Origin of the sequence: Streptomyces sp. NPDC088733 (assembly GCF_044751185.1) — a bacterium.
GTDB lineage: Bacteria > Actinomycetota > Actinomycetes > Streptomycetales > Streptomycetaceae > Actinacidiphila.
Genome location: NZ_JBIVLH010000001.1, coordinates 282,407 through 302,107 on the forward strand (window position 1 = coordinate 282,407; position 19,701 = coordinate 302,107).

Annotated in this window: 21 protein-coding genes; 8 read left to right on the forward strand and 13 right to left on the reverse strand. The window is 73.5% G+C overall.

Annotated features, from left to right (window positions below):
• Window positions 1–14: 14 nt before the first annotated feature.
• The 4 genes from ACIP64_RS01225 to ACIP64_RS01240 all read right to left on the reverse strand — a co-directional run bounded on the left by ACIP64_RS01225 (window position 15) and on the right by ACIP64_RS01240 (window position 6,875).
• Window positions 15–3,263, reverse strand: a complete 3,249-nt coding sequence (locus ACIP64_RS01225) for an SAV_2336 N-terminal domain-related protein (protein WP_401580467.1) — start codon at window positions 3,261–3,263, stop codon at window positions 15–17.
• A 6-nt stretch (window positions 3,264–3,269) separates the two neighbouring features.
• The gene (locus tag ACIP64_RS01230) at window positions 3,270–4,307 is read right to left on the reverse strand and encodes an AAA family ATPase (protein ID WP_401580469.1); all 1,038 of its coding nucleotides are present in this window, start codon (window positions 4,305–4,307) and stop codon (window positions 3,270–3,272) included.
• Window positions 4,308–4,458: 151 nt separating this feature from the next.
• The gene (locus tag ACIP64_RS01235; RefSeq protein WP_401580471.1) at window positions 4,459–6,537 is read right to left on the reverse strand and encodes a trypsin-like peptidase domain-containing protein; all 2,079 of its coding nucleotides are present in this window, start codon (window positions 6,535–6,537) and stop codon (window positions 4,459–4,461) included.
• A complete protein-coding gene (locus ACIP64_RS01240) occupies window positions 6,534–6,875 on the reverse strand; it encodes a CU044_2847 family protein (protein ID WP_401580472.1) in 342 nt (113 codons plus the stop codon). The genes ACIP64_RS01235 and ACIP64_RS01240 overlap by 4 nt, the downstream gene beginning before the upstream one ends.
• 166 nt (window positions 6,876–7,041) lie before the next feature.
• On the opposite strand from ACIP64_RS01240, the gene ACIP64_RS01245 reads away from it, so the two are divergent.
• From ACIP64_RS01245 to ACIP64_RS01255, 3 genes are all read left to right on the forward strand, one after another.
• Window positions 7,042–7,221: a DUF6104 family protein gene (locus ACIP64_RS01245; protein WP_360907133.1), complete on the forward strand. Its 180-nt coding sequence runs from the start codon at window positions 7,042–7,044 to the stop codon at window positions 7,219–7,221.
• Window positions 7,222–7,480: 259 nt separating this feature from the next.
• Entirely contained in the window at window positions 7,481–8,356 is an 876-nt protein-coding gene (locus tag ACIP64_RS01250; protein WP_401580474.1) for a DUF4097 family beta strand repeat-containing protein, read from the forward strand.
• 1 nt (window position 8,357) lies between these two features.
• A complete protein-coding gene (locus tag ACIP64_RS01255; protein WP_401580476.1) occupies window positions 8,358–9,263 on the forward strand; it encodes a helix-turn-helix transcriptional regulator in 906 nt (301 codons plus the stop codon).
• Window positions 9,264–9,329: 66 nt separating this feature from the next.
• On the opposite strand, the gene ACIP64_RS01260 is transcribed toward ACIP64_RS01255, so the two are convergent.
• Window positions 9,330–10,292, reverse strand: coding sequence for a zinc-binding dehydrogenase (locus tag ACIP64_RS01260; RefSeq protein ID WP_401580478.1), 963 nt, complete (start codon window positions 10,290–10,292; stop codon window positions 9,330–9,332).
• A gap of 99 nt (window positions 10,293–10,391) precedes the next feature.
• Window positions 10,392–11,621, reverse strand: a complete 1,230-nt coding sequence (locus ACIP64_RS01265; RefSeq protein WP_401580479.1) for an NADP-dependent malic enzyme — start codon at window positions 11,619–11,621, stop codon at window positions 10,392–10,394.
• Window positions 11,622–12,116: 495 nt separating this feature from the next.
• On the opposite strand from ACIP64_RS01265, the gene ACIP64_RS01270 reads away from it, so the two are divergent.
• Genes ACIP64_RS01270 through ACIP64_RS01280 form a run of 3 tightly spaced genes read left to right on the forward strand, consistent with a single transcriptional unit; the run spans window position 12,117 to window position 14,829 of the window.
• Complete coding sequence (locus tag ACIP64_RS01270) at window positions 12,117–13,058, forward strand: ABC transporter substrate-binding protein (protein WP_401580480.1); 942 nt, start codon at window positions 12,117–12,119, stop codon at window positions 13,056–13,058.
• Window positions 13,059–13,084: 26 nt separating this feature from the next.
• Window positions 13,085–14,041, forward strand: a complete 957-nt coding sequence (locus tag ACIP64_RS01275; protein ID WP_401580481.1) for an amino acid ABC transporter permease — start codon at window positions 13,085–13,087, stop codon at window positions 14,039–14,041.
• Window positions 14,041–14,829 carry an amino acid ABC transporter ATP-binding protein gene (locus tag ACIP64_RS01280; RefSeq protein WP_401580483.1) on the forward strand — a complete coding sequence of 263 codons (789 nt, stop codon included), beginning with the start codon at window positions 14,041–14,043 and terminating at the stop codon, window positions 14,827–14,829. The genes ACIP64_RS01275 and ACIP64_RS01280 overlap by 1 nt, the downstream gene beginning before the upstream one ends.
• Window positions 14,830–14,924: 95 nt before the next feature.
• On the opposite strand, the gene ACIP64_RS01285 is transcribed toward ACIP64_RS01280, so the two are convergent.
• Complete coding sequence (locus tag ACIP64_RS01285) at window positions 14,925–15,698, reverse strand: class I SAM-dependent methyltransferase (RefSeq protein ID WP_401580485.1); 774 nt, start codon at window positions 15,696–15,698, stop codon at window positions 14,925–14,927.
• 79 nt (window positions 15,699–15,777) lie between these two features.
• Here ACIP64_RS01285 and ACIP64_RS01290 point away from each other — a divergent pair, with 79 nt between their 5' ends.
• Complete coding sequence (locus ACIP64_RS01290) at window positions 15,778–16,407, forward strand: CGNR zinc finger domain-containing protein (RefSeq protein ID WP_401580486.1); 630 nt, start codon at window positions 15,778–15,780, stop codon at window positions 16,405–16,407.
• Here the strand turns inward: ACIP64_RS01290 and sodX are convergent.
• Entirely contained in the window at window positions 16,311–16,745 is a 435-nt protein-coding gene (sodX, locus tag ACIP64_RS01295; protein WP_401580488.1) for a nickel-type superoxide dismutase maturation protease, read from the reverse strand. The genes ACIP64_RS01290 and sodX overlap by 97 nt on opposite strands.
• 138 nt (window positions 16,746–16,883) lie before the next feature.
• Between sodX and sodN the strand changes: the two genes are divergently transcribed.
• Window positions 16,884–17,279, forward strand: coding sequence for a superoxide dismutase, Ni (gene sodN, locus ACIP64_RS01300; RefSeq protein WP_018563636.1), 396 nt, complete (start codon window positions 16,884–16,886; stop codon window positions 17,277–17,279).
• Window positions 17,280–17,375: 96 nt separating this feature from the next.
• On the opposite strand, the gene ACIP64_RS01305 is transcribed toward sodN, so the two are convergent.
• The 5 genes from ACIP64_RS01305 to ACIP64_RS01325 form a co-directional block, all read right to left on the reverse strand.
• Window positions 17,376–17,612, reverse strand: coding sequence for a hypothetical protein (locus ACIP64_RS01305; RefSeq protein WP_401580490.1), 237 nt, complete (start codon window positions 17,610–17,612; stop codon window positions 17,376–17,378).
• Entirely contained in the window at window positions 17,613–17,855 is a 243-nt protein-coding gene (locus ACIP64_RS01310) for a hypothetical protein (protein ID WP_401580492.1), read from the reverse strand.
• Window positions 17,852–18,547 carry an IS3 family transposase gene (locus tag ACIP64_RS01315; protein ID WP_401581111.1) on the reverse strand — a complete coding sequence of 232 codons (696 nt, stop codon included), beginning with the start codon at window positions 18,545–18,547 and terminating at the stop codon, window positions 17,852–17,854. Before ACIP64_RS01315 ends, ACIP64_RS01310 begins: the two co-directional genes overlap by 4 nt.
• The gene (locus ACIP64_RS01320; protein ID WP_401580493.1) at window positions 18,544–18,846 is read right to left on the reverse strand and encodes a transposase; all 303 of its coding nucleotides are present in this window, start codon (window positions 18,844–18,846) and stop codon (window positions 18,544–18,546) included. The genes ACIP64_RS01315 and ACIP64_RS01320 overlap by 4 nt, the downstream gene beginning before the upstream one ends.
• Before the next feature lie 126 nt (window positions 18,847–18,972).
• Window positions 18,973–19,665 (reverse strand): hypothetical protein, encoded by a 693-nt coding sequence (locus ACIP64_RS01325; protein ID WP_401580495.1) that lies wholly within the window; start codon window positions 19,663–19,665, stop codon window positions 18,973–18,975.
• Window positions 19,666–19,701: the final 36 nt, after the last annotated feature.

A 19,701-nucleotide genomic window follows, 5' to 3' on the forward strand; every position in this document is an offset into this window, starting at 1 on the left:
AAACACATGTGGCGTCAATGCGGTGGGCGCAGGGCCCTGATCCGGTCGTCGGTGCGCTGGGCCTCGTCGGTGTCGGCGGCACCGGCGGCTTCCCAGGCGTCGGCGGCCTTGAGGTAGGCCGACAGGGCCACGGCGGCGCCCGCGGTGCGTTCCAGGACGTCGGCGCGGCGGTGGTGGGCCCGGGCCGCGAGGAGCGGCCCGGGCGCCTGCCGGGCCGCCTCGGCGTAGGCCTCGGCGGCGCGGGTGAGAGGGGCGACGGAGAGCGTGCGGCGGGCGAGGAGGCCCTGGACGTCGCCGAGCTCCAGCCAGGCGCGGGCGGCGGTCCCGTCGTCCTCGGCCCGGGTGGCGAGTTCGAGTATCCAGGCGGCCTCGTGCAGGTCGGCGAGGCCGCCCTGCCGTTCGTGCCGCAGCCGCAGGGCCTGGCCGAAGAGCAGCCGCCGGGCTGCGGCGTGCGGGGCGTGGGAGGCGGTCTCGGCGACGGCCTCGCGCAGGACGTGCACGGCCTCGGTGACGACGCGGGTGTTCCGCGGGTCCAGTTCGGCTCGTTTCAGCGCGACTTCGCCCCGCGCGACGAGCAGTTCCCCGTGGACGGGCGCGTCGTGCGGGACGAGGCGCTGGGCGCGGGTGAGGGCGGCGTCGGCGGCGCGCAGGTGAGCGGCGTCGCCGGTGCGGTCCCAGCGGGCCCGGCAGGTCTCGGCGACGCGCCGCAGGCATTCGGCCTCGGCGGGTCCGTCGCCGAGTTCGCGGGCGATGGCCGCGGCCTCGGTGAGCAGGTCGTGCGCCTCGTCGGCGCCCCGGTCGCCGGGCGTCAGGGTCAGCGCCTCGGCGAGGTCGAGCAGCGGCCGGCGCAGTTCCCCCGCCGGGACCTGGTCGGCGCGCATGAGGCCGACGGCCGTGCGCAGGTCTGCCGCGGCCCGCACGGCGAAGGCCTGCTCGCCGGTGGCGCGGGCGCGGTCGAGCAGCACGCGCCCGCGGCCCAGCAGCAGGGAGCTGGGGAGTTCCGCGGAACGCCACCTGCGCAGCTGGGCGTTGCACACCTCCTCGGCCTCCTGGAGCAGCGCGTCGCGGGCCGGCCCCGGGGCTTCGAGGGTGTGCAGCGTCCGCAGGCACTCCGCGAGTTGCAGGGCGCAGGTCAGCAGCAGCGACGGGCCCGCGCCGGCTTCGCCGTCCAGGGCGGCCCGGCAGTGGCCGGCGGCCTCGCGCAGGACGGGCAGCGCCGCGTCGGGACGTCCGGTGGCGATGTCCGCCGCGGCACGCTCGACGAGCACGCGGGCCAGGGCAAGACGGGCGTACGGGCCGCCGCCGGCCGTGAGTCCGCCCCTGGCGGCCCGTTCGGCCTCGTCGAGGACGTCGGAGTCGCCCCATTCGCGCCAGGCGTGGCGGAGCGCGTCGGCGAGCCTGCTGCCGGCGGTCCCGGGGGCGGACGCGGGGGCCGCGGCGCGCAGCAGGCGCACGGCCTCCAGCAGGTCGCGGACGGAGCCCCCGCGTTCGTACCGGTCGAGCCGGGCGGCGCCGAGCGCGGCGGGACCGGCGGGGGTGTCCGGTTCCGGGTCCTGCCGGGTGGGCGCCGCGGAGAAGTCGAGGGAGGGCTCGAAGCGGCGCAGCACGCGCTCGGAGACCCGCGCGAAGGGTTCGGGCACCGCGTCGGGCCCGGTCTCGGGTTCGCGGCCGGCACCCGAGAGATAGGCCACGGCCACGGCGGGGAAGTTGCGGGCGCTGCGGCCGAAGGCCTTCTCGATGTACAGGGAGCAGTGCTTGAGCACGAGCGCCGCCTCGCCCGCGGTCAGCCGGCGCAGCAGCAGGTCGCGCACACCGGGCAGGAAGTCGTACCAGGGGCTCTCGCCCGCGTCCCCCGCGCCCGCCGGCGTGCCGGCCGGGCCGACCGGCACGACCAGGCCGCTGAGCAGGACCTCGGCGAGCTCTGTCGGCCCGGTCTGGGGGAGCATGGCGCGCTGCACGAGCTGCATCACGGGCAGCGCGAGGGGCGCCGCGGACAGCTGCACGGCGAGCTGGCGGGCCTGCGGCGAGGCGGAGGTCTCGAAGGCGTGCAGCAGTTCCCCGGGGTCCCGGTCGCGCTGCTCGGGCACGACGGGCATGCCGGGTCCGCCGTCGGCGGCGACCCATGCCGCGGCGCCGCGCAGGGTGACCCCGGCGGTGCCCGACACCAGCCGGGCCCAGGAGCCCAGGGCGGCCGGGACCGCGGACAGCACGGGTACGGGCAGTGCCCCGGGCGGCACCGGTACGGCGGACCGCCGCCGCTGCGGGCGGAACTCCGGCGCGCGGTAGGTGCCCGGCCGGCGGCGCAGGACGCCGGGCACGGCGGGCAGGAAGGTCCGCGACCACAGCCGCTGCGGCAGCGGCTGGAGGACGGCGACGGGCGCGTGCTCCGCCCAGCGCCGCAGCAGGCGGTGCATGTGGCCGTCCTGCCACAGCGGGCCCGCGCAGTCGCTCACGACGAGGCTGAGCCGGCGGCCGGTGGGGTCGTACAACTGGTCGGCGGGGCTGAGGCGTTCGTCGGGGCCGGGCGCGGCGGCCGCGCCGACGCCGGTGGCGTGCGGCCGCAGGTAGCGGACCGTCACATTGCGGAAGGCGCCGACGCGTTCGCCGACCTCGCGCAGTTCCTGCAGCATCTGCTCCCACACGGCCATCGACGACGAGCCGTCCATGAGGAGCTGCAGGTCCGCCTCGTGGCGCCGTACGCCGCGCAGCACGGGCCAGACCAGGCCGGATCCCGCGGTGCGTTCGGCGGTCGCGTCCTCGTCGAGTTCGGTGCGCGCGGGCGCGACCGGCGGGCGGTACTGCTGCATGGGGCGCAGCGCTCGCTGGAGCGGGAGCAGCGCGGGGAAGGCGGACGCGGCGGGCACCGCGATCTCGCTGAGCGGACCGCGGCTGTCGGTGGGGCCGCCGGTGCGCACGGGCAGCAGGTCGACGGTGCGGCGGCCGGGGTCCGTGCCGGGCGTTCCGGCGGGCGCGGTCCGGCCGGTGTCCGTGCCGGTGCCGGGCTCCGGCCCGGTGCCGGGCTCCGGCCCGGTGCCGGTGGCGTCGCGGTCCGGCCGCAGATTGGCTTGATCTGGTGGCTCGGATCCGCCGCGGCCGTTTCCCGCGGCCCCCGCCCCGGCGGCGGCGCGGCCCGGGTCGACCCACTGGGCGAGCCACAGGGCGTCGGCGATCCCCTCGGCGTCGAGGTCGACCCCCGCCGCCCGCAACCGCCCGACGAGGTCCGTGAGGGGCCGGCGGCCGGCCTCACCGGTCCCGGTGGGCACGGCCGGTCACCTCGTCCGGTCGAGCGGGCGCAGGAGTTCCGCGGTGAGCCGCTGCCGGGTCTCCTCCTCGTCGGTCCAGCCGGCCTGCTGGATGAGGTGGATGGCGTTGAGCAGCTGGTCGACGGCCCGCACGTCGCCCGGGGAGCGGGCCAGGAAGCTCTCGATGACCGTGTCGTAGCGTTCGGCCGCGGCCTCCCCGAAGTGCGCCCGGACCATGCCGGCCAGCCGGTCCTTGTCGGGGGTGGCCAGTTGCAGGTGGATGCAGCGGCGCAGCAGCGGTGCGGGGAAGTCCCGTTCGCCGTTGCTGGTGAGGACGATGAAGGGGAACGCGTTGCAGCGCACCTTGCCGTCGCGGATCGTGACCACCGTGCCGTCGTCGCAGCGCACGGGCACCTCGCGCGCGCGGTCGGTGATGCGCTCCAGCTCCGGGATGGTGTACTCGCCCTCCTCCAGCACGTTGAGCAGGTCGTTGGGCAGGTCGATGTCGCTCTTGTCGAGTTCGTCGATGAGCAGCACCCGAGGCCGCCGGGAGGGCAGCAGCGCGGTGCCGAGCGGGCCGAGCCGGATGTAGCGGCCGATGCCGCCGCCCGGTTCGTCGCCGCGGCTGTCCTCGGCGAAGGCGGAGCCACCGGCGTTGCGTTCGATCTGCAGGTCCTGCAGGCGGCCGATGGCGTCGTACTGGTAGAGGCCGTCGCGCAGCGTGCTGCGGCTGACGATGGGCCAGTTGAGCACCCTGCCCAGGCCCAGTTCGTACGCCACGGAGTGCGCGAGCGTGCTCTTGCCGCTGCCGGGCTCGCCGGTCACCAGCAGCGGGCGGCGCAGGTAGAGCGCGGCGTTGACCAGTTCGCGCTCCTGGTTGCCGGGCCGGTGGAGGACCGCCTGGCGGCGCTGCACCCCGAGCCTGCGCTCGGAGGCGGGGTCCAGCGGGGCGGGGGCCGGCACGAGGGGCTCTCCGTCGAAATCCCGCCAGGGCGGGGGCGGTGGCAGCTCGGTGATCCCGTCGTGCGGAGCGCCCGCGCCACGGTAGATCAGCCACTCGCTCACGTCGCACTCCTCATCGCTGGCGCGCCAGCAGGTCGTCGTAGAGGGTCGGGCGGTGGGTGCGGTCGGACGGCGTCCACGCTCTCAACAGGGACGTTAAGACAGTACCCACGTATACGGAAGGTCACGACGGATTCCGGTCGGGTCACCGGCCTCACAAAGCAGGGAAGTGTACTGGCGGGCCGAGGAGTTGGGGCAGTGGATTGCCCGGATCGTCATAGAGCAGGATCACCTGGGCCACCCATCCGGCACCGGTCGTCCCGTCCTTGGCCGCTTCCCTCAACTGCCCGAGCTTCCCAGGGAGTTCGCGCAGTGCCCCGTTGCCGGCCGCGCCGTTGGTCCCGCCGTCGAGGAGGGCGGTGATCCGGGAGTGGAAGAGGTCGCAGTCCTCGGCACAGCGCTCGGGCGGGTGCCCGTCGGCGCGCCACACCGCGACCGCGTAGCCGCTCTCCAGGGTGACCCCGGCGGCGTCCGAGCCCGGTCCGTCGCCGACGGCGAGGCAGAGCACGGGCACCGCCCCGTCGGCCCCGGCGTCGATCTCGTGCCGGCCGAGCACGCTGCCCGCGCGCGCCAGGCGCAGCGGCTGAAGGCGGTCCGCGCCGGTGAGCCGCCGCCAGCGGGCCTCCCAGCGGGGGTCGGGGACACCGCGGCGCCCCACGTCCCGCACCACGACGGCGCGGCCGAGGCCCACCGCGCGTTTCTGGGCGACCAGCCATCGGTGGGCCGCGGTGCCGAGCCGCTCGTCCGGCAGCGCCACCTCCAGCCGGGCGGGGGTGCCGCCGGGGCCGTCCGCGCCGTCCAGCACCTCGCGCAGCCCTCGCTCGACCATCCGGACGGCGTAGTCGAAGGGGAACCCCCGGGGGTCGTCGTTGCCGACGCTGGCGATGGTCCACTCGCCCGCGCCCCAGCCGAGGCGGATGGCCCAGTCGAAGACGGGGGTGCCCTCGTCGTAGGCACGCGGCTCGAACTCCACGAGCACCGACGAGGGCAGCCGGCGCTCCTCGCGCCCGAGCGCGTCGCGCTCATCGACGTCCAGGTCGCGGGCGCGCTCCTCGGCCCACTCCCGCAGCCGTTCGGCGTGGCCCAGTCCCGCCGCGTCCTCCGCGTCGCGGGCGGTGCGCTCCGCCTCCGCCGCGGCGAACAGCAGATAGCGCAGCGTCATCCGCGACTCGCGGCCCGGATCGGGGTCGTAGAGCACCCCGTGGCCGTCGCGCCAGGTGGGCAGCGGCTGGGGCCAGATGCGGCCGGCGGCGCCCATCGCCTCCGCCGCGATCCGCTCCACCTGGCCCGCGTGGCGCGGGGAGGGCAGGCTCGCGAGGAGTTCCAGCGCGCGCAGCCGGTCCAGCGCGCTCCGGCCGTGCGCGACGGCCGGAAGGTGCTTCTGGACGTCCGCCCAGGTGCGGGCCGTACCGCCGCCGGGCCGCTGCCGGTCGGCGTGCCACCGGTCGTGCAGCCGCATCAGGGTGTCGTAGGGCGCCGGTCCGAGGTCGGGGGCGCCCGGCACGTGGTGGGCGGCGCTGAGCGCGCGCAGCGCGGACATCGGGACGGCCAGCACGGTGGTGGTGCCCTCGCGGCCCCGGGCCTTGACGACCCCGGCCACCTCTCCGCGTTCCATGTCGACCAGCGGCCCGCCGGAGACGCCGGGACGCGGCCGTGCGGCCGCGTTGAGCAGGAACTGCCCGCGGTCCTGGCCGGCGAGGCGGCAGTCGATCTCCCAGGGCCCGGCGGCCGGGTCGTCGTCGCTGTCGTCCTGGCGCCCGAAGATGTGGGCGTCGCCGATCGGCACCCAGGTCCGGTCGGTGAGCCAGACGCACGACTGGTCCGGCACGTCCTCCAGGAGGCGGATCAGGGCGAGGTCGGGATGGATGCCCATCGCCGCGCGCGGGTACGGCTCGGAGTCGGTGCCGTCGTCCCAGCGGGCCGGCACGGCCGCGGACTCCCCGGCCAGGTGGTAGGCGAGGCGGCCGCGGACGACCCGGCTGCCGACCACGACGCCGATGTCCTCGTCGCGGCCGGTGCCGCGGCGCCTCCCGTCGGAGTGCACGAGGACGTGCGCGCAGGTGAGCACCCAGCCGGGTGCGACCAGGAAGCCGCTCCCCCACCCCTTGCCCCGTCCCGCGCCACCGGGGCCCGGCAGGGCGCGGATGCCGACGGTGGCCTCCCCGACCAGGCGCAGCAGTTCGCCGAGGTGACCCTGGCCGAAACGGTCACCCGGGCCCTGGGGGCCCGTCACTGCCCCGCGTCCCGCCAGGTGAGCGTGATCGACAGATTCGCCTTGGCCTCGCCGTCGGCGAGGAGCGCGATCGCCTTGCCCGGCTTGGCGGCCACCTCCACCCCGAAGGTGACGCTCCACTCCTGCGGCTTGGCCGCGGCGGCGGCCTCCCGCACGGAGGCGGCGACCCCGCCGACCATCTCCCGCAGCCCCTCGACCTTGGTGCTCACGGTGTCCCAGAGGCCGACGTCCTCCCACTCGTCCTCGTACGCACCGTCGGCCTCGTCGTCCAGCCTGGACACCCGGGCCCATATCTGTGTGCCGTCCGGCAGCCGGATCGGCCGCGCCCGCTCCCCCATCGAACCCTCCGCCCCACGAGATGACGAATGATCAGGCTATCGCCGTGAGGGCCATTGCACGGGAGAATCCCGATTCCGCCTATCCTGACCGGGCGAAACGTCCGTCAGCGGCCGGCCGGCCCACCTGGGGCCGGCCGGGCCCGACCGAGTCCTCCGGAGCACCCCCATGTACTTCACCGACCGCGGCATCGAGGAGCTGGACAACCGCCGGGGCGAGGAGGAGGTGACTCTCGCGTGGCTCGCCGAGCGGCTGCGCGAGTTCGTCGACCTCAACCCCGAGTTCGAGATCCCCGTGGAGCGGCTGGCCACCTGGCTAGCCCGGCTGGACGACGACGAGGACGAGTGACCGGCGGCCGCCCGGCCGCGGCGGCCCCGTACGGCCCCGCGCTTCCCGCGCCCGCCGCGCGGGCATGATCCACCTCACCGGTAGCCCTGGGCAACCGGTCACCAAGTACCCCGGTCCGGCCGGGACTCGGCGCCGCGCGATGCGCGAGGACGCTTGACTTCCCCGTTACGCGATATATCGTGTCTATCGAGAGACGCGATATGTTGCGTTGTCGGTGTCGGCGCGGCCCCCGCGCCCGGCGACCCCGAGGAGGGGCGGAATGAGCGGAACACCCGGCACACGGGAGTGGAAGGTCACGGAGCCGCACAAGCTGGTCTTCGACGGAGCCGTCGACACCCTGCACGTGCGCATCGTCAACGGAGCCGTCAACGTCGTCGGCGTCGACGAGGGCCCGGCGCGGCTGGAGGTCGGCGAACTGGAGGGGCCGCCGCTGATCGTGACCCACGACGGCGGCACCCTCACCGTCTCCTACGAGGACCTGCCGTGGAAGGGCCTGCTCAAGTGGCTCGACCGCAAGGGCTGGCAGCGGCACGCCGTCGTCTCGCTCGCGGTGCCGCAGCGCACCCAGGTCTCGGTCGGGGTCGTCGGCGCCAGCGCGGTCGTCTCGGGGATCTCCGACCGTACGGCGGTCCGCGGCGTCAACGGCGACATCACGCTCGTCGGGCAGGCCGGGCCGGTGACGGCCGAGACGGTGGCCGGGAACGTCGAGGCCCAGGCGGTCTCGGGCGACCTGCGGGTGAACACCGTCTCGGGGGACCTCACCGTGGTCGAGGGCAGCGGCAGCCAGGTCAAGGCCGACTCGGTGAGCGGCAACATGGTGCTCGACCTGGACCCGCGCAGCGGCTCCGAGGTCCGCCTCACCTCGGTCTCCGGCGAGATCGCCATCCGCATCCCCGACCCGGCCGACGCCGAGGTGGACGCCAACACCACCAGCGGCCACGTCTCCTGCGCCTTCGACGAGCTGCGGGTCAGCGGCCAGTGGGGCGCCAAGCGGATCTCCGGCCGGATGGGGGCGGGCGGCACGCGCCTGAAGGCGACCACCGTCTCGGGCGCGATCGCCCTGCTGCGCCGGCCACCCTCCCCGGACAGCGGGTACGGCACGGACGCGGCGGATCCGTTCCGGAAGGGTGTCTGACATGGCCCCCGTCTTCGCCCACGGCCGGCTCCGCCTCTACCTGCTGAAGCTGCTGGACGAGGCCCCGCGCCACGGCTACGAGGTCATCCGCCTCCTGGAGGAGCGCTTCCAGGGCCTGTACGCCCCCTCCGCCGGCACCGTGTACCCGCGCCTGGCGAAGCTGGAGCAGGAGGGCCTGGTCACCCACTCCACCGAGGGCGGCCGCAAGGTGTACTCCATCACCGACGCCGGGCGCGCCGAACTCGCCTCCCGCGGCGACGAACTGGCCGACCTGGAGAACGAGATCCGCGACTCGGTGTCCTCCCTGGCCGCGGAGATCCGCGAGGACGTCCGCGGCGCGGCCGGGGACCTGCGCCGGGAGATCCGGGCCGCCACCCAGCAGGCGACGCGCACGCAGCCGAGGAACTCCCAGTCCGACTGGAAGGAGCAGGTGCGCCGGTCGAAGGAGGAGATCCGGCAGGCCCGAGAGGAGGCCCGCAACGCCAAGCGCGCCGCCAAGGAGGCGCAGGACGCCGCCCGCGACGAGGTGCAGCGCATCGCGCGGCGCGTGCAGGAGGAGGTCCAGGACCACGTCCGGCGCGGCGACTGGCAGGCCGGCGTCCGCGAGGGCCTCGCCGAACTCACCCGCGAGCTGGGCTCGTTCGGCCGCACGTCCACCTGGCCCCCGTACGTCAAGCCCGAGCCCGCCGAGGCCCCCGAATGGGGGGCGGAGGACGCCGCGGCGACCGGCGACCCGGCCCGCGACCTGGAGCGCCTGCTGGACCGCTTCCGCGACGACGTCCGGGACGCGGCCCGCGACAACGGCGTCGACGCCGAGCAGCTCCGCGAGGTGCGCCGCCACCTGTCCACCGCGGCCGCGCACATCGGCGTCGTCGTGCGCGGCGGGCGCAAGGACCAGAAGGACTGACCGGCCGTCCCGCACGGGCGCCACGGGGGCGTCCGTGCGGGATACCCGGCGGGGCAGCGGGCGCCTTCAGACCGTCAGGACGACCTTGCCGAACAGGTCGCCGCCGGCCATCTTCTCGAAGCCCTCGCGGGCCCGGTCCAGCGGCAGCACGGTGTCGACGACCGGACGGACCCCGGTGACCGCGCAGAAGCTCAGCAGGTCCTCCAGCTCGTCCTTGGTGCCCATGGTGGAACCGACGACCTTGAGCTCCAGGAAGAAGATCCGGTTGAGCTCCGCGGCCTGGGGGTTGGGGCCGGAGGTCGCGCCGGAGATGACCAGGGTGCCGCCCGGCCGCAGCGACTTGACCGAGTGCGACCAGGTGGCGGCGCCCACGGTCTCGATGACGGCGTCCACCCGCCGGGGCAGTCGCGCGCCCGGCTCGAAGGCGGCGTCCGCGCCCAGGTCCTCGGCGCGCTTGCGCTTGGCCTCGTCGCGGCTGGTGGCGTAGACCCGCAGGCCCGCGGCCTTGGCGAGCACGATCGCCGCGGTCGCGACGCCGCCGCCGGCGCCCTGGACGAGCACCGAATCGCCGGGCCGGACACCGGCGTTGGTGAAGAGCATCCGATAGGCCGTCAGCCATGCCGTGGGCAGGCAGGCGGCCTCCTCGAAGGAGAGTTCCTTCGGCTTGGGCAGCAGGTTCCAGGTGGGGACGGAGACCTTCTCGGCGAAGGTGCCCTGGTACCGCTCGGTGAGGATGGAGCGGGGCTCGTCGGGGCCGACGCCGTGGCCGCTGAGGCCGACGACCGGGTAGACGACCACCTCGTTGCCGTGCTCGTCGATCCCGGCGGCGTCGCAGCCGAGGATCATCGGCAGGCTCTCCTCGCCGAGGCCCACCCCGCGCAGCGACCACAGGTCGTGGTGGTTGAGGGAGGCGGCCTTGACGGTGACGGTGCTCCAGCCGGGGCGGGCCTCCGGCTCGGGGCGGTCCCCGAGTTCGAGGCCGTTCAGGGGCTGGTCGCGGTCGATGCGGGCGGCGTAGGCAGCGAACATGGCCATGACGCTAGCGGCGCGCGGCACCCCGGCGGAACCGTACCGGGATGTGACACGCGCCGCTGCGCGACGGCGCGACGGCTGGTTGCGGCAGCCGGCTCAGCGCCGGGCGACGCCCTCCGCCCGGGCGGCCGCGGCGACGGCCGCGGCGACCGCGGGGGCGACCCGCTCGTCGAAGGGCGAGGGGATCACCCGGTCGGCCGACAGGTCGCCGTCGACGACGGCGGCCAGCGCCTCGGCGGCGGCGATCTTCATGCCCTCGGTGATGCGGGAGGCCCGCACCTGGAAGGCGCCGGAGAAGATGCCGGGGAAGGCGAGCACGTTGTTGATCTGGTTGGGGTAGTCGCTGCGGCCGGTGGCCACGACGGCGGCGTACCGGTGCGCCACGTCGGGGTGGATCTCGGGCGTCGGGTTGGCCATGGCGAAGATGAAGCAGCCCTTGGCCATGCCCGCGACGGCCTCCTCGCGGACGGTGCCGCCGGAGACGCCGATGAAGACGTCCGCGCCCTCCAGGGCCTCCTCCAGCGAGCCGGTGAGGCCGGTCCTGTTGGTATACGCGGCCAGTTCGCGCTTGGCGGAGTTGAGGTCCTCGCGCCCGGCGTGCACCACGCCCTTGCGGTCGGTGACGGCGACGTCGCCGATGCCCGCCTCGACGAGGATCTTGGCGATGGCGACACCCGCGGCGCCGGCGCCGGAGATCACCGCGCGCAGTTCGCCGAGCGTACGGCCGGTCAGCCGGACGGCGTTGCGCAGCGCGGCCAGGGTGACGACGGCCGTGCCGTGCTGGTCGTCGTGGAACACCGGGATGTCCAGGCGCTCCTGGAGCTTGCGCTCGATCTCGAAGCAGCGGGGCGCGGAGATGTCCTCCAGGTTCACCCCACCGAAGGACGGCGCGAGGCGCACGACGGTCTCGACGATCTCGTCCACGTCGGTCGTGGCGAGGGCGATCGGCACCGCGTCGACGCCGCCGAACTGCTTGAAGAGGATCGCCTTGCCCTCCATGACGGGGAGCGAGGCCTCGGGGCCGATGTCGCCCAGGCCCAGCACGGCCGTGCCGTCCGTGACGACGGCGACCACCTGGGACTTCCACGTGTAGTCGTACACCAGCTCGGGCTTCTCGGCGATGGCCGTGCACACGCGCGCGACGCCCGGGGTGTACGCGAGCGACAGGTCGTCGGCGTTCCGCACGGGGACGGTCGCGGACACCTCCATCTTGCCGCCGCGGTGCAGTGCGAAGGCCGGGTCCACCGGGCTCTCGGGGCCCTCGCTGCCTGCGCTGTCGCCGGATTCACTGCCGTCGGTGCGAGGATTCAGAATCTCCGCTGCCACTGTTGACCCCTTTGTCGGAATTGTCTATGAGGGTACTACCCCCCGCGACAGGGGATAGGTGGGCTCGGCTTCCGCGCCCGGGCGCGCAGTGGTCCCGGGCAGCCCGGACGCCGGACGCGCCGCACGCGCGCCGAGGGCCCCAGGTGAGGGGTGACGATCCGTTGTACCGGAAGAGGGTTTCCGCCGACGAGTCAACTCCGTCGTTCCGCGGTGTCGCACACCGGGGGGTTCCGCAGGGAACGCGACAAGTTGTCCGCATAGCGGGACAGGAAACGTGACGCACGCAACGTCGCGACGCGACCCCAGCGCGGTCCGGCCTTGGTGTACCTGCCCGATGAGATCCAGGGGATCGCCCGTTATGCGATTTTGACACAACCGGACACCTCCGAAGACATGCCCGGATGGCAAGATGCGGGGATCACACGCTGTAGCGACAACCGCATACATGTACCCGGATGATCGCCTGATCCAGGACTCCCGCAGGAGGAACCAGCAATGACCGCACCCACCCCCCGTCGCTCGACCGTGACGAGCCGCTTCGCCGCCGTCGGAGCGATCGCGGTCGCCGGTGCCCTCGTGCTCACCGGCTGCGGCGACCAGACGGACAAGGGATCCTCCGCGTCGCCCTCCACCAGCGCCTCCAAGGCACCGCTGTTCGACAAGCTGCCGGCGTCGGTGCAGTCCGCCGGTGTGATCAAGGTCGGCTCCGACATCGCCTACGCGCCCGTGGAGTTCGTCGACGGCGGCAAGACCGTCGGCATGGACCCGGACCTGGCCGACGCGCTCGGCGAGCAGCTCGGCGTGAAGTTCGAGTTCAACAACGGCACGTTCGACACCCTGCTCACGGGTCTGCGCGGCAAGCGCTACGACGTGGTGATGTCCGCGATGAGCGACACCAAGAACCGCCAGGACGGCGTCGACTCCGCCACCGGCAAGAAGGTCGGCGAGGGTGTCGACTTCGTCGACTACTTCACCGCGGGCTCCTCGATCATCGTGAGGAAGGGCAACCCGGAGGGCATCAAGTCGCTCGCCGACCTGTGCGGCAAGAACGTCGCCGTGCAGCGCGGCACCACCTCGCAGGACCTGCTCAAGGCGCAGAAGTGCGACAAGCCGATGGCGATCCAGCCCTTCGACACCGACGCGGACGCGCAGACCCGCCTCAAGGCGGGCGGCGTTGTCGCGGACGTCTCCGACTTCCCGGTGGCGGCCTACGCGGTGAAGACCTCCGGCGGCGGCCAGAACTTCGAGCTCGCGGGCGAGCAGGTCGAGGCCGGCCCGTACGGCATCGCCGTGTCGAAGTCCAACACCCAGCTGCGTGACGCCCTCCAGGCCGCGCTGGACGCCATCATCAAGGACGGCTCCTACAGCAAGGTGATGGAGAAGTGGGGCGTCTCCGACGGCGCCGTCACCGAGGCCAAGGTCAACGGCGGCTCCTGAGCCACGACGGCAAGAGGGCACTCCCCATGTCAGACACATCGGAACCCAAGGACGAGAGCACGCCGGCCGGGCCCCCGGCCGGCGTGGCCTCCCACCCCGAGGCCATCAAGGCGATCCCCGTGCGGCACTACGGCCGCTGGGTCGCCGCCCTGGTGGTGCTCGCGGTGCTCGGCCTGCTCGTCAACGCCTTCGCCAACGCGAACATCAACTACCAGGCGATCCCGGACTTCCTGTTCGACTCCGCCGTCCTCAAGGGCCTGCGCAACACCGTGATCATCACGGTGGTGTCCATGCTCGTCGGACTGGTGCTGGGCATCGTGCTCGCGGTGATGCGGCTGTCGAAGAACCCGGTCACCTCCTCGGTGGCCTGGGGCTACATCTGGTTCTTCCGCGGCACCCCGGTCTACGTCCAGCTGCTGATCTGGTTCAACCTGGCGCTGATCTTCCCGGTCATCAATCTCGGCTTCTACAAGGACGAGATGAACCAGTTCATGACCCCGTTCATGGCCGCGCTGCTGGGCCTGGGGCTGAACGAGGCCGCGTACATGTCGGAGATCGTGCGCGCGGGCATCCAGTCCGTCGACGAGGGTCAGACCGAGGCCTCGCACGCGCTCGGCATGACCCAGGGGCAGAACCTGCGCCGTGTGGTGCTGCCGCAGGCGATGCGGGTCATCGTGCCGCCGTCCGGCAACGAGTTCATCAACATGCTGAAGACCTCGTCGCTGGCGGCGCAGGCCGCGCAGTACGCGGAACTGCTGCGCTCCACCACGGACATCGGCAACACCACCGGCGCCACGGTCGAGATGCTCTTCCTCGCCGCGGTCTGGTACCTGGTGCTCACCTCGGTGTTCTCCGTGGGCCAGTACTACTTGGAGCGCCGCTACGCCCGGGGCACGACGCGCAACCTGCCGCCCACCCCGTGGCAGAGGATCAAGCAGAACCTGGCCCCGGTCCGCCGCGGCCCGGTGGCGGGAGGTGCCTGATGACCGACTTCAGCAAGGGCACCGGCGGCCGTCCGATGGTCAAGGCCGAAGCGGTGCACAAGTACTTCGGCCCGGCCCACATCCTCAAGGGCATCGACCTGGAGGTCGCGCCCCGTGAGGTGTTCTGCCTGATCGGCCCGTCCGGCTCGGGCAAGTCCACGTTCCTGCGCTGCATCAACCACCTGGAGCAGATCAGCGCGGGCCGGCTGTCGGTCGACGGCGAACTCGTCGGCTACCGGCAGAAGGGCGACAAGCTCTACGAGCTCAAGGACCGCGAGGTCGCCGCCAAGCGCCGCGACATCGGCATGGTCTTCCAGCGCTTCAACCTCTTCCCGCACATGACCGCGATGGAGAACATCATCGAGGCACCGGTGCGCGTGAAGAAGGAGTCCAAGGCCGTCGCGCGCGAGCGGGCCACCCGCCTGCTCGACCGGGTCGGCCTCGCCGACAAGGCGGGCCACTACCCCTCGCAGCTCTCCGGCGGCCAGCAGCAGCGCGTGGCCATCGCCCGCGCGCTGGCGATGGAGCCGAAGCTGATGCTCTTCGACGAGCCGACCTCCGCGCTCGACCCCGAGCTCGTCGGCGACGTGCTGGACGTGATGCGCGGGCTCGCCGAGGACGGCATGACCATGATCGTCGTGACGCACGAGATGGGCTTCGCCCGCGAGGTCGGCGACGCGCTGGTCTTCATGGACGACGGTGTGGTGGTCGAGTCCGGCCACCCCCGCGACGTGCTGGCCAACCCGCAGCACGACCGCACCAAGGCGTTCCTGTCCAAGGTGCTCTGACCGGAGCCCCGGGGCGGGACACGACACGGCGAGGGACGGCGCCCGGCGGCGCCGTCCCTCGCCGTTCCGCGTGCCGGGGCGTACGGGGGGCCGGCTCAGCGCAGGCCGAGGACGATCGCGTCGGTCGCCGAACGCCAGATCTCCCGTGCCTCGCCGAAACCCGCCTGGCGCAGGGCCGCGACGTGCCAGGAGGGCGGCAGTTCGTCACCGTCCGCGTGGGAGCCGTAGATCGCCCAACGCTCCTCGACGGGGCCGGCGAGCAGCGGGTCGGCCTTGGCGGTGGCCCACCACTGCTCCCAGTCCAGCGCGCCCGCGGCCTTCTCGCGGTCGCGGCGGGCGTGGTCGAGGGCGCGGACGGCGGCGTTGAGCCGCGGGGTGGACGCGTCGGGCATGTGGTCGGCGTTCATCAGGACGCCGCCGTCGCGCAGCAGCCCGGCGAGGGTGCCGTACAGGTCGCCGAGCGGCCCGGGCTTGAGCCAGTGCAGCGCGGTGGCGGTGAGGACGGCGTCGTAGCGGCCGTGCGGCAGCCGGGCCGGCCACTGCGGGTCGCGCAGGTCGGCGGTGACGAACTCGACGCGCCGTTCACCGGCGAAGTGCCCCCGGGCGATCGTGAGCAGCGCCGGGTCGAGGTCGACCCCGGTGGACGTCGCCCCGGGGAAGCGGCGCAGCAGGCGGTCGGAGATACTGCCGGTGCCGCACGCGAGGTCCAGCACCCGGGGTTCCGGGCCGACCAGGGCCTCGACCATGTCGAGCATGATCCGGAAACGCTCCTCGCGGTCCGGGAGGTACCACTCCTGCTGCCGGTCCCAGCTGTCCTGCCAGGCCTGCCAGCCGGCGGCCCCGGTGGTGGTCGTGGTGGTTCCGGACATCCGCATCCCCTCCAGATGTAATACCCTGAAAGCCAGATCAGCCATTACCAACCCTAGAGCGCGGGCGTAAGGACTACAAGTGGAACTGGCCCATTACTCAGACCTCGCCTCGCGCCTGGTGAACAGCGAGGAGCCCGAGCGCGGCACCGACACCCTGACCTCGGTGGAGGCCGTACGGGAGCTGTTCGGGCCGGCCAGTCAGGCCGCGAGCCGCATCACCGAGGCCGACGTGCAGCGGCTGCGCGGCGTGCGCACCCGCCTGCGGGGCGTCTTCGAGTCCGCCTCCGAGGGCGACGAGGTCCGCGCCGTCGACCTGCTGAACTCACTGCTGCTGGAGTTCCCGGTCAGCCCGCAGATCTCCGGGCACCAGCACCTGAACAAGAGCGGCCGGCCGGACTGGCACATGCACCTGGCCGAGCACGCGGCGACGGCGACCGCGTCCTACGCCGCCACCGCCTGCATGGGCCTGGCGTTCCAGCTCACCGTCCTCGGGGTGGACCGGCTCGGCATCTGCCAGGCCACCACCTGCCGCAACGCCTACATCGACACGTCGACCAACCACTCGCGCCGCTACTGCTCCGACCGCTGCGCCACCCGGGCCAACGTGGCCGCCTACCGCGCCCGCAAGCGCCTGGAGAACGACCGGTCGGCCCTCAGCGGCCGCACCGACGACGCCACCCAGCCCGCCACCCCGGCCACCGACCGCTGAACCTCGATCGGCGGCCGGAACCGGCCGAGCCCCCGGGCGAGCACCAGCTCGTCCGGGACGGTGCCGAACTCCCGGCTGTCGTTCTCCACAAAGGTGTTGTCGCCCAGCACCCACCAGCCGCCCTCGCGCCGCTCCACGGCGCGTTTGACGATGAGCAGGTCCTGCTGCAGCGGATGCCGCATCACCACGACCTCGCCCTCACGGACCTCGTCGGCGCCCGCGACATGACGCACGAGCAGCCAGTCGCCGTGGACCAGTGTCGGCGCCATCGACGGACCCGTGACCTCGACCAGCTGGAACGGCACTCTCCTCCTCTGCCCAGCCCCCGGTTCCCGCATGCTCAGCCTCCTCGTCCCGTCCTCCACCAGCCCAGGGTGTCACCAGACTTTTGTCCTAAGCACCAAGGGGCCCCGAGAAAACCACCCGGACAGGGAGTAATCTCGCTCGTGGAAAGACGATCACGAGGAAGGACAGTCATGCTCGCTCGCCTGTTCGCGCCCAAGGTGAAGGTCAGCGCCCACTGCGACCTGCCCTGCGGCGTTTACGACCCGGCCCAGGCCCGCATCGAGGCGCAGTCCGTCAAGGCGGTCCAGGAGAAGTACCAGGCCAACGAGGACCCGCACTTCCGCGCGCGCGCCATCGTCATCAAGGAGCAGCGTGCGGAGCTCGTCAAGCACCACCTCTCGGTGCTGTGGAGCGACTACTTCAAGGCCCCGCACTTCGAGAAGTACCCCCAGCTGCACCAGCTCTTCAACGACGCGCTGAAGGCCGGCAGCGCCGCCAAGGCGTCGACCGACCCGGCGACGGGCCAGAAGCTGCTGGACCTGATCGACCAGATCGACGCCATCTTCCAGGAGACGAAGAAGGCCTGACCTGGCGTCGGCAGGTGGGCGCCCGGCCGCTTCGGCGGCCGGGCGCTGCCGTTCCCGGGACACGCGCCGTCAGGCGGCGCGCGGTCCCGGGCGTGTTCAGCCGCGGTCGAGCACGGCCGGCGGCGGCACCGGGGAAGGGGTGCCGCGCACGCGGCGCAGGAATTCCAGCTCGTCCATGACGCACAGGACCGTCATGGGCAGCAGCGGCTCGACGGCCGGCGGACGGCGGCGCGGCCCGGCGAGGCGGCGGACCAGACCGGCGGCGCGCGGCAGGACACCGCGGCCCCGCCGGAGCGGACGCGGACGCCGGCGCACACGGAAGCGGGCGCGCATCTAGGACACCGCCGGTCCGGAACGCAGCCAGCCGATCACGGCGTTGACCGTCGGATAGTCCAGTTCGGCGATCCGGGCGACGGCCCAGGCGTCGTCGCCGCGCATACGGACACCGGCGGCGTCGAGCGCGCAGTGCAGCATGACCTGGTGGGCCTGGGTGGCGGGCAGGATCTGCCCCGGCCGGATCTGCTGCCGCAGCGACGAGGAGATCGGCAGCGGCGGCGTCGGTCGTTCCACGGTCATGCGCGGATCCCCTCGAAGTAGTCGGACAGGGCGCCGGTGAGTTCGGGCCTGCTGTTCCATTCCCGGTGGCCGATGAGTTCGGTGTACACACGGGACCAGAAGGCCGCGACCACCGCGTGGTCGGCGCGGTCGGCGACCAGGCCGGTGGGCGGGGCCAGGCCGCCCGCGTGCGCCCGGTCGGTGAAGACGAGCGTGACGAGGGGGGCACGCTCGCTCTCCGGGCCGGCCTCGGCGGGCGCCGCGTCGCGCAGTACGGCCCTGCTCAGGGCGTCCGCCGCGACACCGGCCGCGGGCCCGGGCCCGGTGCTCCAGCCCATCAGCCGCCTGCTGTGGGCCTCCAGGACGACCACGCACAGCACGTCGCCCTGCCGGGTGGGCAGTGACACGGCGTCGGTCACCCACAGCCGGCCGGGAACGCCCGACCGTCCCTGGAGACCGGCGCGGCGCATGAGCAGTTCCACCGTGCCGTGGCTGACCGAGACGCCGTGCCGCAGCAGCAGTTCCTCGTGGACGCGCCGGTATCCGAACGTGCCGCGCGAGGCGGTGTGGATCGAGGTGATGAGGTCGGTGAGCCATGCGTGGCGCAGGGAGCGCGCCGACGGGGTGCGGTTGCGCCAGGTGAAGTAGCCCGACTCGGAGGTGCCGAGCACGCGGGTGGCGGTGCGTACGGGCAGCCCCTCCCCCGCCATCATGTGCACGGCCTCGAAACGCCTTTTGGGGACACCACATCGCGCAGCAGCTCCGTCGCGCGCCGGTGCACGGCCAGTTCGGTCTCCAGCTCGCTGATGCGCCTGCGCGCCGCGCTGAGCTCGGCGCCGGTCGTCGGCAGCCGGCGCTTCCTGCCCAGGTGCGGCAGGTGGGTGCGCCGCCACTGGTAGACCGTCTGGTCGCTGAGCTCGAGCGCGTCGGCGACCTTCCGTACGGGCTCGCCGGCGGTCAGCAGATCGAGGGCCTTGCTGCGCAGCTCGGGCGGGTAACGACGAGTGGGCACTTCTTTTTCCTCCGGGGGGAGCCGGTTCGGGGTGTGCCCCGGACCGGGGCCCGCCTTGGGGTCAGGGGGTGTGTGCGGGCGGGCCCCGGTCCGGGAGTCGGTGGGTCGGTGCGTTCAGGAAACGTTTCAGCTGACGTGGCGCCGCATGCTGACGGTGGGCTGGAAGGCGCTCAGCGGGCTCACGCCGCGCGCCGCCGGCACGGCGTCCGCCGCCCGGCCGAGGATCGCCTTGACCTCGGCGGCCAGCGCGTCGGCCCGGCTCTCCACCACGCCGGCCGGGTCGTCGCAGTGCTCCAGTGCGGACAGCCGGCGGCGTACGTCGGCGAGCCGGGCGCGGTCGGCCCGGCCCAGGACGAGCGGGCGCGGGGTCGCCACGATGAACTGGTACGCGCCGGCGAAGGTCTGGCAGCCGGCGCAGTGCTCGTTCACGGCGCGGCTGATGTTCGTGGCGGTGATCCGCCGGATGTCGACACCGGACGTGGTGACGATCTGGAAGGACAGCGCCACCGACCGGCACGGCCGGTCGAGGGAGCAGCCGGCGGAGGCGGCGACCGCCCGGTTGTGCGCGACGGCGGCGACGAGCGGGCCGTACTCGTGGATCGCGAACGAGTCGTCGTACTGGACCCGGTGGGCGCGATTGGCCAGGGTGTGGGCCTCGTCGACGGCGGCGGCGACATCGCGGGGGATGCCCGACCGCGGTGCCGCGACCGCTCCGGCCGGGGCCGCGGTGGCGAGGGCGGCCAGTCCTGCGGCGGCCAGCATGACCGGCCCGGCGGCCTTGCGGCCGAACGTGCCCGTGCGGGGCTTTCGGTGCGTCACGTGCTTCTCCTGTACGGGTGTGCGGAAGGGGGTGCG

Excerpts from the sequence above, each read along its gene's own strand:
- ACIP64_RS01315 (WP_401581111.1), bottom strand. The coding sequence starts at position 18,547 with ATGATGGCGGGGGAGGGGCTGCCCGTACGCACCGCCACCCGCGTGCTC.
- ACIP64_RS01280 (WP_401580483.1), top strand. The coding sequence starts at position 14,041 with ATGACCGACTTCAGCAAGGGCACCGGCGGCCGTCCGATGGTCAAGGCC.
- ACIP64_RS01240 (WP_401580472.1), bottom strand. The coding sequence starts at position 6,875 with ATGGGGGAGCGGGCGCGGCCGATCCGGCTGCCGGACGGCACACAGATA.
- ACIP64_RS01310 (WP_401580492.1), bottom strand. The coding sequence starts at position 17,855 with ATGACCGTGGAACGACCGACGCCGCCGCTGCCGATCTCCTCGTCGCTG.
- ACIP64_RS01285 (WP_401580485.1), bottom strand. The coding sequence starts at position 15,698 with ATGTCCGGAACCACCACGACCACCACCGGGGCCGCCGGCTGGCAGGCC.
- ACIP64_RS01260 (WP_401580478.1), bottom strand. The coding sequence starts at position 10,292 with ATGTTCGCTGCCTACGCCGCCCGCATCGACCGCGACCAGCCCCTGAAC.
- ACIP64_RS01245 (WP_360907133.1), top strand. The coding sequence starts at position 7,042 with ATGTACTTCACCGACCGCGGCATCGAGGAGCTGGACAACCGCCGGGGC.
- ACIP64_RS01305 (WP_401580490.1), bottom strand. The coding sequence starts at position 17,612 with ATGCGCGCCCGCTTCCGTGTGCGCCGGCGTCCGCGTCCGCTCCGGCGG.
- sodN (WP_018563636.1), top strand. The coding sequence starts at position 16,884 with ATGCTCGCTCGCCTGTTCGCGCCCAAGGTGAAGGTCAGCGCCCACTGC.
- ACIP64_RS01270 (WP_401580480.1), top strand. The coding sequence starts at position 12,117 with ATGACCGCACCCACCCCCCGTCGCTCGACCGTGACGAGCCGCTTCGCC.
- ACIP64_RS01255 (WP_401580476.1), top strand. The coding sequence starts at position 8,358 with ATGGCCCCCGTCTTCGCCCACGGCCGGCTCCGCCTCTACCTGCTGAAG.
- ACIP64_RS01250 (WP_401580474.1), top strand. The coding sequence starts at position 7,481 with ATGAGCGGAACACCCGGCACACGGGAGTGGAAGGTCACGGAGCCGCAC.
- ACIP64_RS01275 (WP_401580481.1), top strand. The coding sequence starts at position 13,085 with ATGTCAGACACATCGGAACCCAAGGACGAGAGCACGCCGGCCGGGCCC.
- sodX (WP_401580488.1), bottom strand. The coding sequence starts at position 16,745 with ATGCGGGAACCGGGGGCTGGGCAGAGGAGGAGAGTGCCGTTCCAGCTG.